The sequence below is a fragment of the Amycolatopsis sp. cg13 genome (genome assembly GCF_041346965.1).
Classification (GTDB): Bacteria; Actinomycetota; Actinomycetes; order Mycobacteriales; family Pseudonocardiaceae; genus Amycolatopsis.
Genome location: NZ_CP166848.1, coordinates 3,091,308 through 3,104,264, shown reverse-complemented (window position 1 = coordinate 3,104,264; position 12,957 = coordinate 3,091,308). Strand labels below are relative to the sequence as shown.

The 12,957-nt window shown below is 68.9% G+C and carries 12 protein-coding genes; 4 read left to right on the top strand and 8 right to left on the bottom strand.

Annotated elements, in window-relative coordinates; translation table 11 throughout:
* Window positions 1-2 precede the first annotated feature (2 nt).
* The 4 genes from AB5I40_RS13980 to AB5I40_RS13965 all read right to left on the bottom strand — a co-directional run bounded on the left by AB5I40_RS13980 (window position 3) and on the right by AB5I40_RS13965 (window position 5,834).
* A complete protein-coding gene (locus AB5I40_RS13980; RefSeq protein ID WP_370938921.1) occupies window positions 3-1,664 on the bottom strand; it encodes a fumarate hydratase in 1,662 nt (553 codons plus the stop codon).
* Between the two features lie 933 nt (window positions 1,665-2,597).
* Window positions 2,598-3,629 carry a sigma-70 family RNA polymerase sigma factor gene (locus AB5I40_RS13975; RefSeq protein WP_370938920.1) on the bottom strand — a complete coding sequence of 344 codons (1,032 nt, stop codon included), beginning with the start codon at window positions 3,627-3,629 and terminating at the stop codon, window positions 2,598-2,600.
* Between the two features lie 277 nt (window positions 3,630-3,906).
* Window positions 3,907-4,332 carry a D-aminoacyl-tRNA deacylase gene (dtd, locus tag AB5I40_RS13970; RefSeq protein ID WP_370938919.1) on the bottom strand — a complete coding sequence of 142 codons (426 nt, stop codon included), beginning with the start codon at window positions 4,330-4,332 and terminating at the stop codon, window positions 3,907-3,909.
* Window positions 4,329-5,834: a methyltransferase gene (locus AB5I40_RS13965; protein ID WP_370938918.1), complete on the bottom strand. Its 1,506-nt coding sequence runs from the start codon at window positions 5,832-5,834 to the stop codon at window positions 4,329-4,331. Before AB5I40_RS13965 ends, dtd begins: the two co-directional genes overlap by 4 nt.
* Before the next feature lie 19 nt (window positions 5,835-5,853).
* On the opposite strand from AB5I40_RS13965, the gene AB5I40_RS13960 reads away from it, so the two are divergent.
* Both AB5I40_RS13960 and AB5I40_RS13955 read left to right on the top strand, forming a co-directional pair.
* Window positions 5,854-7,146, top strand: coding sequence for an amidohydrolase (locus tag AB5I40_RS13960; RefSeq protein WP_370938917.1), 1,293 nt, complete (start codon window positions 5,854-5,856; stop codon window positions 7,144-7,146).
* Between the two features lie 8 nt (window positions 7,147-7,154).
* A complete protein-coding gene (locus AB5I40_RS13955) occupies window positions 7,155-7,499 on the top strand; it encodes a DUF3099 domain-containing protein (protein ID WP_370940516.1) in 345 nt (114 codons plus the stop codon).
* Window positions 7,500-7,769: 270 nt separating this feature from the next.
* Here AB5I40_RS13955 and AB5I40_RS13950 read toward each other — a convergent pair whose 3' ends face one another.
* From AB5I40_RS13950 to AB5I40_RS13940, 3 genes are read right to left on the bottom strand one after another with little or no spacing between them, the layout of a single operon-like run.
* A complete protein-coding gene (locus AB5I40_RS13950; RefSeq protein WP_370938915.1) occupies window positions 7,770-8,639 on the bottom strand; it encodes a carbohydrate kinase family protein in 870 nt (289 codons plus the stop codon).
* The gene (locus AB5I40_RS13945; RefSeq protein WP_370938914.1) at window positions 8,636-9,550 is read right to left on the bottom strand and encodes a pseudouridine-5'-phosphate glycosidase; all 915 of its coding nucleotides are present in this window, start codon (window positions 9,548-9,550) and stop codon (window positions 8,636-8,638) included. The genes AB5I40_RS13950 and AB5I40_RS13945 overlap by 4 nt, the downstream gene beginning before the upstream one ends.
* Before the next feature lie 9 nt (window positions 9,551-9,559).
* Window positions 9,560-10,216 (bottom strand): hypothetical protein, encoded by a 657-nt coding sequence (locus AB5I40_RS13940; RefSeq protein WP_370938913.1) that lies wholly within the window; start codon window positions 10,214-10,216, stop codon window positions 9,560-9,562.
* Between the two features lie 84 nt (window positions 10,217-10,300).
* Here AB5I40_RS13940 and AB5I40_RS13935 point away from each other — a divergent pair, with 84 nt between their 5' ends.
* Complete coding sequence (locus AB5I40_RS13935) at window positions 10,301-10,543, top strand: DUF3039 domain-containing protein (RefSeq protein WP_020657970.1); 243 nt, start codon at window positions 10,301-10,303, stop codon at window positions 10,541-10,543.
* Between the two features lie 125 nt (window positions 10,544-10,668).
* Entirely contained in the window at window positions 10,669-11,517 is an 849-nt protein-coding gene (locus AB5I40_RS13930; RefSeq protein WP_370938912.1) for a hypothetical protein, read from the top strand.
* A gap of 9 nt (window positions 11,518-11,526) precedes the next feature.
* Here AB5I40_RS13930 and AB5I40_RS13925 read toward each other — a convergent pair whose 3' ends face one another.
* On the bottom strand, window positions 11,527-12,753 hold the full coding sequence (locus AB5I40_RS13925) for a YihY/virulence factor BrkB family protein (protein ID WP_370938910.1): 1,227 nt from the start codon (window positions 12,751-12,753) through the stop codon (window positions 11,527-11,529).
* Between the last annotated feature and the right edge of the window lie 204 nt (window positions 12,754-12,957).

Below are 12,957 nucleotides of genomic sequence, written 5' to 3'. Positions count from 1 at the left end.
GATCAGCGGAAGCTGATTTGCAGTACCGGTTCGCTGGTTTCGGAGAAGAAGTCGTTGCCCTTGTCGTCGATGACGATGAACGCGGGGAACTCTTCGACCTCGATTTTCCAGACTGCTTCCATGCCCAGCTCGGCGTACTCGAGGACGTCGACCTTCTTGATGCAGTCCTTCGCCAGCCGTGCGGCCGGGCCGCCGATCGAGCCCAGGTAGAAGCCGCCGTGTTCCTTGCACGCGGCGGTGACCTGCTTCGAGCGGTTGCCCTTCGCCAGCATCACCAGCGAACCGCCCGCGGCCTGGAACTGGGCGACGTACGAGTCCATCCGGCCAGCCGTGGTCGGGCCGAACGAGCCGGACGCGTAGCCATCCGGAGTCTTGGCCGGGCCCGCGTAGTAGACCGGGTGGTCGCGGAGGTACTGCGGCATCTCCTCACCCGCGTCCAGGCGCTCGGCGATTTTGGCGTGCGCGATGTCGCGCGCCACGACCAGCGGGCCGGTCAGGGACAGGCGCGTCTTCACCGGCAGCTGCGCCAGCTGTGCGCGGATCTGGTCCATCGGCTGGTTCAGATCGACCGACACGACCTCGTCGGACAGGTCGTCTTCGGTGACGTCCGGGAGGAAGCGGGCGGGGTCGCGTTCGAGCTGTTCGATGAACACGCCCTCTTCGGTGATCTTCGCCTTCGCCTGGCGGTCGGCCGAGCAGGACACCGCGACGCCGACCGGGCAGCTCGCGCCGTGGCGGGGGAGGCGGATCACGCGGACGTCGTGGCAGAAGTACTTGCCGCCGAACTGGGCGCCGATGCCGAACTGGCGCGTCATCTCCAGCACCTGCTGCTCGAGGTCGCGGTCGCGGAACGCGTGGCCCAGCTCGGAGCCCTCGGCGGGCAGGTTGTCGAGGTAGCGCGCGGAGGCGAGCTTCGCGACCTTGAGGTTGAACTCGGCCGACATGCCGCCGACGACGATCGCCAGGTGATACGGCGGGCACGCGGCGGTGCCCAGGCTGCGCAGCTTCTCGTCCAGGAACCGGGCGAGGCGCTTCGGGTTCAGGACCGCCTTGGTTTCCTGGTACAGGAACGTTTTGTTGGCGCTGCCGCCGCCTTTGGCCATGAACAGGAACTCGTACGACGGGTCCGTCGCGTCGCTGTCCTTGTGGTAGAGCTCGACCTGCGCCGGGAGGTTCGTGCCGGTGTTGCGCTCTTCCCAGAAGTTGATCGGGGCCATCTGCGAATAGCGCAGGTTGAGCTGCTGGTAGGCGTCGAAAATGCCCTGCGAGAGGGCGCGCTCGTCGTCGCCGCCGGACAGCACGCCCTCGGTGCGCTTGCCGATGACGATCGCGGTGCCGGTGTCCTGGCACATCGGCAGCACGCCGCCCGCCGAAATGGCCGCGTTGCGGAGCAGGTCCATCGCGACGAACCGGTCGTTGCCGCTGGCTTCGGGGTCGTCGACGATCGCGCGCAGCTGCTGCAGGTGTGACGTACGCAACAGGTGCTGGATGTCGGTGATCGCCGTGCGCGCGAGCGTCGTCAGCGCTTCCGGATCGACCTTCAGAAACTTCCGCCCGGCGGCTTCGACGGTCTCGACGCCGTCGGCGGTGACCAGCCGGTATTCGGTGGTGGTGTCCTTGCCGAGCGGCAGGACTTCGGTGTGCTGGAACGTGGTGGGCGGCACAGCGAGGCTCCTTTGCCCTGATCGGGATTGGCTCACGGTACTCAGCGGGTTCCGCCCGGTCGCACGGGCGCGGGGACGCTGTGGGATAGCGCACGCCGACGGCGTTCCCCGCGGGTTTCGGGCAGGCATGGTCGGGAGGCCGGGCCCACCCCGACGGACCCGACCTCCCGGGGAAAGCGGACCGGATGCGCACACACCCGCCCCGCGTGACTAACGGGACCCCCGCCGGCGCGTTGACCGGACGCCGCACAGCGGGGGTCGCGAACGCTTGCTACCCAGTGCCCGGAACCGCCAAACGCGAACGAGACGCGAATTCCACCATCGGGTGCACAGAGTGGTGACGGGATTGCGGTGGGTGTCAATGAGAACTGGATTAACGGGATAAATCGGGGCACGGGAGGAGGATCGTGCACGCTAGCGGGGCTAAAGGGGCTGGTGGGGCTCAAGTGGCTGCTGAGGCTGGTGGTGTTGATGTGGCGATTTGTCGGCAATTGCTCGGCCATCGCCGAGACAGCCAACCGCGCGGCGCTGAGACGGCCAAGGTGGGCGAAATCCGGCCCTGGACATGACAAAACCCCCGGTTCGGAGATCGAACCGAGGGTTCTGCACAACCAGCGGTGCCGCCTGCTGCCCACTGAGTTCGCGGCCGGCGGCACCACCCGCCTTCCACCGAAATCGCAGTCAGCGGCACCACCCGCTGCCCACCGAAATGACGTATCCAGCCGGAGGCTTCCGTCCCACCCGACCGGGCCCCACCCGGTCCCCGACGGAAAACCCCGGCCTGCCTGCCCGCGTGCTTGCCGCGACGCGGGCTCACCGGACCCCACGCCCGGTCAGCCCGCCGCGGCAGCCCGAATCAGCTCGCGGAACCGGCTTCTCCGCCCTCTCCGGGACCCCGGGCCCCGAATCCCGGTCCCCGGAGAGGGAAGAAACTCAGCTGGCGTACGCCCGCAGCCGGTCGGCGCGCTCGCCCTGGCGCAGCTTCGCCATGACCTCGCGCTCGATCTGCCGCACGCGTTCGCGGGACAGGCCGAAGTGCTTGCCGATCTGGTCGAGCGTGCGCGGCTGGCCGTCGTCGAGGCCGTAGCGCAGCCGGATGACGTGCTGTTCTCGGTCGTCCAGCGTTGCCAGGACACGACGGAGGTCGTCCTGCAGCAGGCCGGAGATCACGGCGCTCTCGGCGTCGGTCGCCTCGGAGTCCTCGATGAAGTCGCCCAGCGGGGCGTCTTCCTCGGTGCCCACCGGCATGTCGAGGCTCACCGGGTCGCGCGACTGGTCGAGCAGGTCGGAGATCTTGTGCACCGGAATGCCCGATTCGGCGCTCAGTTCCTCGTGCGTCGCGTCGCGGCCCAGCTGCTGGTGCAGGTCGCGGCGGATCCGCGCCAGCTTGTTCACCTGCTCGACCAGGTGGACCGGCAGCCGGATCGTGCGGCCCTGGTCCGCCATGCCGCGCGTGATGGCCTGGCGAATCCACCACGTGGCGTACGTGGAGAACTTGAAACCCTTGGAGTAGTCGAACTTCTCCACCGCGCGGATCAGGCCCAGGTTCCCCTCCTGGATCAGATCGAGCAGCGGCATCCCCCGGCCGGTGTAGCGCTTCGCGAGCGACACCACGAGCCGGAGGTTGGCCTCCAGCAGGTGGTTCTTCGCGACGTGGCCGTCGCGCACCAGCGCGCGCAGCTCCTTGCGGCGCTGCGGCGTGAGGTCCTCGGCCGTGTCGAGCATGTGCTGCGCGAAAACCCCGGCTTCGATCCGCTTCGCCAGCTCGACCTCGTCGGCCGCGGTGAGCAGCGCGGTCTTGCCGATGCCGTTCAGGTACACGCGCACCAGGTCGGCGGCGGGGCTCTGGGCGTCGAGGTCGGCGTCGGTGAGCGCCCCCACGCTCGGACGCTCCTCGGTCTGCTGTGCTGGAATCCGGCGCTCGCGAATCCCGCGCGCTTCGCGTTCGAGAGTCTGGACTGACATTCTGCCTCCCCGGTCACGGGCTGAACGTGTCTCGCCGGCGCCTGCGGGACGGGGCCTGTGGAATCCCGTGTCCGCGGGCCCAGCCGGCTTGGCTGGACACTGGTCTCAACGCCCCGGGAACCTGAAACGTTCCCGGCTCGCTGAAATGAGGACGGGCGTACCCGCCTCGCGGTTGCTCCACCAAAACTGAGGTTTTGCTGAGAACCGCCCCGCTCCGGGAAATGCGTGCGAATCGCGCGCTGTGCCTTCGATGTTACGCGCGCCGATCCAATGTGGTCTAGACCTCAACGAGAACGGTGAACGGGCCGTCGTTCACGCTTTCCACCGCCATCTCCGCGCCGAACCGTCCGGTCGAGACGGTCGCGCCGCGGCCGCGCAGTTCCGCGACCACGGCGTCCACCAGGGGTTCGGCGATTTCCGGCCGGGCGGCGGCGGTCCACGACGGGCGGCGGCCCTTGCGGGTGTCGCCGTAGAGCGTGAACTGCGACACCACAAGCAGCGGAGCGCCGGTCGTCGCGCAGGATTCTTCGTCGCGCAGCAACCGGAGTTCGTGAAGTTTGCGGGCCATCGTTTCGGCTTTCCCGAGATCGTCGTCACGGTGCACGCCCAGCAGCACGAGCAGCCCCGGTTCGTTGATCTCTCCGGCGATCTCCCCCGCGACGGTCACGCTCGCGCGGGTGACCCGCGCCGCCACCGCCCTCACTGCGGCGAACCGGGCACGAGCATGCCGTGCCGCACGAGTTCGCGGACGATCGGCAACGCCGCGGCGGTCAGTTCGGCCGAATCGAGGCCCTGCGCGGCGGACAGCAGGTCCAGCAGATCCGACAACGGCAACGCGCCGCGGCAACCCGCGAGAAGCCGCGTCGTGAGTTCGTCGACTTCGTGCTGCCAACCCGGTCCGTCAGTGCGGTGCAGCCGCCGTACGGTCGTTTCCCAGCCTTCGTCGCCGGGCGAATCGACGCGTTCGAGCAGCACTGTTTCGGGTACCCGAAACGCTACGTCCAACACATTGTCGCCGTGCGTACGCAACCACTCGACGCGGTCGAGCCAGTTCGCTGCTTCGGGGCCTAGCGGGTCGTCATAAGCCTGTCGAAGGTCTTCGCAGACGACAGTCGGCGTCTGACCGTTCGCGCGCCGCAGTGTCACGAAGCCGAAACCGATGCCCTGTACGTCGTTTTCGGTGAACCAGTCGAGCCACGCTGCGGCTTTCGCACGGCCTTCAGGCGAGCGCGGGTCGATGCCTTCGTCGCGCAACCACGTGCCGACGTACAGACCCGGGTCGGCGACGTCGCGCTGTACGAACCAGGCGTCGGTCTCAGGCGGCAGCCAACGTGCGACGCGGTCGCCCCAGTCTTCGCCGCGACGGTGCAGCCACGACGCGAGGAGCTGACCGGTGCCGCCGTCGTTGAGGAAGCTCGGCAGCTGACGGACTACCAGCGCGCTCGCGTCGTCGCCGGCCAGGCCGGAGTCTCGGTAGGTGTAGTCGACGCGCGGCGGGCCGACCACGAACGGCGGATTGCACACCACCTGGTCGAACCGGCGGCGCGCGACCGGCGCGAACCACTCGCCGCGCAGCAGTTCGACGTCCAGCTCGTTCAGCCGGAACGTGCCCGCGGCCAGTGCGAGCGCGCGGGCCGACACGTCGGTCGCGGTCACCCGCTGCGCGTGCCGGGTCGCGTGCAGCGCCTGGACGCCGTTGCCGGTGCCCAGGTCGAGCAGGGTGCCGACCGGGCGGCGGCTGGTCGCGCGGATCAGGCTCAGCGACGCGTGCCCGACGCCGAGCACGTGGTCCTCGGACACGACGTGGCCGAGCATGTCGGCGTCGAGATCGGAGACGACCCACCACGAGCCGTCGTCGTCGCCGTGCGGCCGGATGTCGAGCGCGGCGCGGAACTCGTCTCCGACGGTCCGCAGGATGCCCGCGGCCACCGCGTCGTCCGCGCTGAGCGGGGCGAACGCCGACGAGACGGTCTTCTCCGGCTCGGCGAGACCGAGCAGGAACAGCCGGATGAAGACGCCGAGGTCCCCGGCGTCGAGGCTCGCGCGGCGGGCCGGTTCGGGCTCGCCGCGGCCCAGCGCCGTGTGCGCCGCGCCGCCGAGCGCGTCGACGACGCCGTCAGCGTCGTAGCCGGTGCGTCGGAACGCTTCGCGCAGCCGCGCGCAGACGTCGTCGGAAAGGTCAGGAAGAGGCGTGTTCGTGCTCACGGTGGGTAAGCCTGCCACGATGAGCATCGTGACCACCGAGACCACCGAGCGTGTCCTGGCTCCGCTTGAAGCGGCACTGCCGGAGCTTGAAGCGCTGTACGTCGATCTGCACCGTCATCCCGAGCTGGCGTTCACCGAAACCCGGACGGCGGCGGAGCTGGCCCGACGGCTGACTGAAGACGGCTTCGAGGTGCACACCGGCATCGGTCGCACTGGCGTCGTCGGCGTCCTGCGCAACGGAGAAGGACCGACTGTGCTGCTTCGCGCGGACATCGATGCGTTGCCGGTCGAGGAGCAGACAGGGCTGTCGTACGCGAGCACTGCGCGCGGCGTCGACTCCGAAGGCCGCGACGTGCCGCTGATGCATGCCTGCGGGCACGACATGCACGCGACGTGGCTCTCCGGTGCCGCGCATCTTCTCGCGGCTTCTCGGGACGACTGGTCCGGCACATTGCTCGCGCTGTTCCAGCCCGGGGAAGAGGCCGGGGACGGGGCCGCGGGGATGGTCCGCGACGGTCTCTTCGACCGGGTCGGGCGTCCTGACGTGGTCTTCGGGCAGCACATCGTGCCTGGTCCGGCCGGGTGGGTGCTGACTCGTCCGGGCGTGATCATGGCGGCGACCGACACCCTGCGGATCACCCTGCACGGTCGCGGCGGGCACGGTTCGCGGCCGGAGACCACGGTCGACCCGGCGGTGCTGGCGGCGTCTGTGGTGCTGAAGCTGCAGACGATCGTGTCGCGGGAGATCGCGGCGACCGAGCCCGCGGTGGTGACTGTTGGCTCGATGCATGTCGGGACCGCGGCGAATGTGATCGCTGATCACGCGGTGTTGGAGGTCAATACTCGCGCCTTCGACGACGCTGTGTTGGTGCGGCTGCGCAAGGCGATCGAGCGGATCGTGAACGGTGAAGCCGCGGCTGCGGGAGCGCCTCAGCCGCCGACCGTGGAGGTCGTCGCGTCCTATCCGGTCACGGCTAATGACGCTGCGGCGTCGGATGAGCTGACGGAGGTGTTCCGGGGGCACTTCGGAGCTGAGGCGACGATGCCCGCGCCGTTGGTCACCGGCAGTGAGGACTTCAGCGAGTTCGGCCGGGCGGCTGGGGTGCCGTCGGTGTTTTGGCTGGTCGGCGGGTTTGACGCGCAGCAGGTGATTACCGCGATGACGGAGGGGCGGTTCGAGACTGACGTGCCTTCGAATCACTCGTCCAAGTTCGCGCCGGTGTTGCATCCGACGTTGCGGACCGGGGTCGAGACGCTGGTCGTCGCTGCTTTGTCCCGGTTCGGCCGCCCAGGTGTCGCGGAAGGGCGGTGAGTGAGACGATGGAACACGGAGGTGGTGCTGTGAACGCACCCCACGGACCGGATCCCCGCCCCGAGCCTGTGCTGATCACCGAGGCCGAGCCGTCGCTGGACGATCAGCTGGCGGCGCGGAAGCGGAAGTACGTCATCATGATGGTGTGCCGTATTCCTTGTCTGGTGTTGGCTGGGCTGACTTATCATACGTGGTGGCTGGCTATTCTGTTTTTGGTGATTTCTATTCCGTTGCCTTGGATTGCTGTGTTGATCGCTAACGATCGGCCGCCGCGGAAATCGGAGAAGGTTAATCGTTATGCGCGGGATGCTAAGCAGATTGAGGGGCGGAAGCATCGGGTGATCGACGGGTAATTCGGGGGGCTGCTCGTCGCCTGGCGGCGACATTGCGCCCGTTGGTTGCGTGGGGCACCCCGAAGCTTGAGTGTGCTGACGGTCTGGGGGTGCTTGTCAAGGCGGGAAAGATGCCTTGACAAGCACCCCCAGACCGCAGGGACGCTTCGTATCGGGGTGCGGGGGAGGGGCTGGGTGCCTCGAACGTTGGGTGCAGCGGTGCGGTTTAGGTACGTGAGGGGAACCCTGAGGGAATCAGATTCCCTCAGGGTTCCCCTCGCGTACTTCTGGTCAGGGTTGGGGGCCGATTCGGCTTACTGCCAGTGCGCCTAGTTGGGTGCCTGCGCGTATTACGTCCACTGTGGACTTTCCGGCCAGCCAGGTGGTGAGGACGCCTGCGTCGAAGGCGTCGCCTGCGCCGGTCGAGTCCACGCAGGTTGTTTCTACTGCGGGGACTGACGCGACGCCGGTTGCGTCGATCCAGCTTGCGCCGTCCAGGCCTGCGGTGACTACCACTGCGCCGACCGCGTCGAGGAGTTCGGTGGCGGAGGACGGGTCTGCTGAGCCGGTTAGGGCGACTAGCTCCTCGGTGTTCGGCATGAGGAGGTCGGTGCCGCGTACGTCGTCCAGGAAGGCTGCCGGGTCGTGGATGTGGGCGGCTGCTTGGGGGTCCACCGAGGTGGTCAGACCCGCTTCCTTCGCGGCGGCTAGTGCGGCTAGGCCTGCGGGGCGGGACGACGGGTCCAGCAGGACATAGCCGGACAGGTGCAGGTGGGTGGAGCCGGTCAGCGAATCGGGCGTGACGTCTTCGGGGGCGAAGCGTTTGTTCGCGCCTCGGTCGGCGAGCATGCTGCGTTGGCCTTCGCCGTCTACCAGGACGACTACGCAGCAGGTCGGAGCTTCTGGGTCGGTGGCGAAGGCGCAGCGGACGCCTGCGGCTTCCAGTTCCGCTTTGATCAGGCGGCCGCCGGAGTCATCGCCGATTCGGGCTACCAGGGTGGTTTCCGCGCCCAGGGAACGCAGCCACAGGGCGGTGTTCGCGCCTGCGCCGCCGCCGGTGAAACGGATTGCGGCTCGGGCGTCGCCGCCGTGGGGGAGGGGCTGGTCGTGCCTCGCGACGACATCGAGACCTGCGTCGCCTACTACTACGATTCCGGTCACGACAGGGCCACCGCTACTTCGGTCGCCAGTTTGGCGTTGGACAGCACCAAAGCTTCGTTCGCGTCGATGCTGACGCCTTCGCTGGCGGTGTGGAAATGCTCCAGCAGCACGGGAGTCACGTCTGCGCCGTGTACATCGCCGTCGGCCAGTTTTGCCAAGCCCTCCTGCAAGAGCCGGTCGTGCAAAGCACGGTCCATTTCGGACTCTGCGGGGATCGGGTTTGTCAGCAGTACGCCGGAATTCGCGTAGCGGCGGTGGGCGGCGATTACTGCGGCGGCCTGTTTCGCGTCCTCTACGCGCCAGCCGACGGGGTGGCCGGAGGAGCGGAGGTAGAAAGCCGGGAAGTCGTCGGTGCGGTAGCCGAGGACTGGGACCGAGTTCGTTTCCAGAACCTCGAGGGTGGCGGGGATGTCCAGGACCGATTTCACGCCGGAGCACACGACCACGGTGGGCACCTTCGCGAGGACGCCGAGGTCTGCGGAGACGTCCCAGCTCTGTGCCGCGCCCAGGTGCACGCCGCCTAGGCCGCCGGTCGCGAAGACGCCGATTCCGGCTGCTGCGGCGAGGGCAGAGGTGCCCGCGACCGTCGTCGCGCCGGAGCGGCCCAGGCCGACTGCGGGGCCGAGGTCGCGCAGGGACAGCTTGTCCAGGTTGGCGTCCGGGGCGCAGACGCGCTCCAACTCGGCGGGGGAGAGGCCGATGACTGGCCGTCCGTCCAGTACGGCGATGGTGGCCGGAACGGCGCCGCCGTCTCGTACGGTTTGCTCGATTCGGCGGCCGACGTCGAGGTTCCGTCCGTACGGGAGGCCGTGCGAGAGGATCGTGCTCTCAAGGGCGACGACGGGGTGACCGTCGCGCAGCGCCGAGGCGACTTCCTCGTGGACGAACAGGGGAGTGGTCTGGGTGGTCACGACCGGACATCATCTGTGATCGTCGCGTGCGCTGCGGCATCGGGTCAGCTCTGCCTGCAGATTTCGTCGCGCGGCGGTCTCCCAGCGTGAGCGGGCGGTTTCGGTGAGGTACAGCGTGGGCCGCGCGAGGAGGTTTTCTAGGACGGCGGCGCGGCCGGTTGCCCAGGCGTCGTCGGGGTAGCGCGCGTACTCCTGGCGCACGTTGTCCACGTACGCGGCGTACACGGCAGGCGGTGCGCCGAGGATGGCTAGGTCGGCGTCGAGGAGGGCTGCTGCGGCGAAGTCGCCTTCGGGTGCTACGTGGGCGGCGGTGGCGAGGACGAGTGCTTCGGCCTGGTCGATGTGCGCGTCGGCAACCCCCGCGCGAGTAAGCCAGCGGCGCAGCCATTCCGCGCTGCGCTGTTCGTCTTGGCCAGGTACGGCGTCGTAGACCACGTCGTGTGCCCACGCGGCGAGGACGACGACGGCGCGTTCGTGGAACGGCAGGTCGGCCGCTAGCTGCTCCGCGTCGTGCGCGACGGCGGTGGCGTGGGCCAGGTCGTGGTAGCGGCGGTGCGGTTCGGTGTAGCGCGTTTCGAGGTCGGCCCAGGCGTCGTGGCCGACGTGGTGGTCGCCGCCGAGGCGGGTCAGCGCGCTGTGCCACCGGGGTGCGGACTCGTGCGGCATCCGGGCTCCTGAGGGGTCCCTTGGCAGGTCAGGCGAGCCTAGCCGGGCATTACCGCGGGCGCGGCGCTGAGGCATGATGGTGGGGTGAGCACCGAAACGCTGACCAAGCCGGAGACCGACAGCACCGAGTCGACCGACGACGACTCGCCGAAGATGTTCCACTACGTGCGCAAGAACAAGATCGCCGAGAGCGCGGTCATGGGCACGCACGTCGTGGCGCTCTGCGGCGAGGTCTTCCCGGTCACGAAGTCGCCCAAGCCGGGGTCCCCGGTCTGCCCCAAGTGCAAGAAGATCTACGAGGGCCTCCGTCCCGGCGGCGACGACTGACCGGTTCCCGCGCGTCCCGGTGCGCGGGAACAAAGGTGAAAATCCTTCACTCGGTGGCTGTGCACCCGGGGAGGAACTGGTAGACCTGCGTCCGGCCAGTCGCCTCCCCGCAGGAGTGTCCCCGCATGCGCGCAACCGGGATCGTGCTTTCCCTCGTCGTCCTGCTGTCCGCCTTCAGCGCCGTCGCGGCGGGCGCCGCGAACGCGGTGACCGGGTGGACCACCGTCGGCTCAGACCGCGCCCGTCCGCTTGACGAAAGCCAAGGTCTCGCTACCGTTGAGCGTTCGTCGGGCACGAGCATCCGCTACACCGGCATCGGCACGGTCGACCCAGGTCTGGCCGCGAAGGGCTGGAACCACATCGGCGACCCGGGGTCCGCGAAGGGCTGGTACGTCGAGCCCTACCAGCGTGACGACCGCGGCGCGAAGCTCTTCCGCGTCGAGGCCCCGGACGGCTCCCGCGCCGATTACCAGCACGCGCTGGAATCGTGGGAGGCCAACAACAATTCGTTCGCCGCGGTGTCGCCCGACGCGCGCTGGCTGGTGTCCGGCGAGTGGGGCACGATGGACCGGCTGCTCGTCTACCCGATGCCCGGCGTCGCGGCCACCGACCCCGGCCAGAACCTCCCGTACGCCTCGGCGATCCGGCTCGACCACCCGGTGCGCGACGTCCAGGGCTGCGATTTCGTCTCCGCCACCCGGATGATGTGCTCGTCGGACGACCCGGACGGCAGCCTCTTCGGCACCACCAAACCGTTGCTGCAGGTCGATCTCTCCGGCCCCGTCTCCGGTTCCGACGTCACCGGGCACGTCACCTCGCTCGGCCAGCTTCCGCTGCAAAGCGGCTGCGGCGGCAACTTCGAGGTCGAGGGCATCGACTACGACGAGCGCGACGGCACCCTGCGCGTGGTCGTGATGTCGCCGAGCGTCTGCATCGCCTTCGACAGCAAGACGTGGCGGTTCCGCCAGGGCTGACCCCTGTGCTCAGCCTTGCTGCGGACGGCGCTGGCGCGGTTCCGGGCCGGGAGACGGCTCGGAACCGGCGCGTTCCCCGGCCGCCCGCTCGGGCCTCGGGAGCTGCACGGTCTCCGATCCGGAGTGGTTCACCTCGGCGCCGTTCGATTCCTCGTGGCTTTCTTCGGAGTTTTCGGGATGCCGTTTCGGCCGGCGCAACGGCATCGTCGTGCGGTCCCACAGCTTGCGGCCCTCCTCGGCCCGCATCCGCTCGGTCGCGCGCTCCATCTCCAGCCGCCGCCACTTGCGCCGCTGCCGCCGGGTCGCCTTCGCGGGCCACAGCTCCTGGATCGCGCTGTTGAAATACGCGCCGCCGACCACCGCGAGGCCGATGAAGAACATCAGCAGCAGGAACGCGATCGGCGCGGCCAGCGCGCCGTAGGTGTAGCCGGTTTTGGTGATCCAGTTCAGGTAGATCCGCAGCCCGATGCTCGACACCAGGAAGACCACGCCGGCCAGCATCGCGCCCGGCAGCCCGCGGTGCCACGGGAGCCGGCGCGGCAGCGCGAGCTTGTACAGCGTCGTCAGCGCGAGCGCGATCATCACGCCCAGCACCGGGTAGTAGAGCGTGCCGACCCAGGAGGAGACCGTCGGCCGCCAGTCGACCGGGAAGAACTCCGGCAGCAGGTCCGGCCCGATCGCCAGCAGCGGCAGCCCGATCACGAGCCCGATCAGCGCGCACAGGTACAGCAGCAGCGCGAAAATCCGCTGCCACACCTCGTTGCGGACGCCGTACTGGTCGTGCGCGACGGTGATCGCGTCCACGAACGACGACATCGCCGACGAACCCGCCCACAGCGAGATGACGAAGCCCACGGACACGATCTCGCCCTTGCCGACGGTGAGGATGCTGTTCACCGTCGGTTCGATGATCTCCTGCACCGCGTTCGCGCTGAAGATGGTGTGGCTGAAGGTGATGATCCGGTCGTGCACCGCGGTGACCACGTTCTGGCCGAACCACTCGCCGATGAACCCGACGCTGCCGAGCAGCCCGAGCAGCAGCGGCGGCAGCGACAGCGTCTGCCAGAACGCCGCCTCGGCGGCCTCGGAGAAGATGTTGCCGTCCCAGGCTTTCGCGAGCGTGCGGGTGAACAGCCGCCACGGCCCCCTGCGCACGGTCTTCTCCGGCACGCTCTTCTTCGGCACTGCCTCGCCGTCCGGCTCTGCCTCGCCGGCGTCCGGTGTCACCTCGCCCATGGTGTGTCCCAGCATGGTCCATGCGCGCGGTTTTGGCTCGTCACCCCCGCCGAGAGGGGGCGTGTCGGAGGACACCACCCGTGGCGGTGCCCGGCGCCCGCGGGCGCGGAAGGTAAGCTGGCCGACGTGCCCTCATCGCGGCGCCCGGCGGCGAAGCCGGTGCCACAGTGGGGGTTTTCGCACGTCACGGCCGCGCAGAGCGGC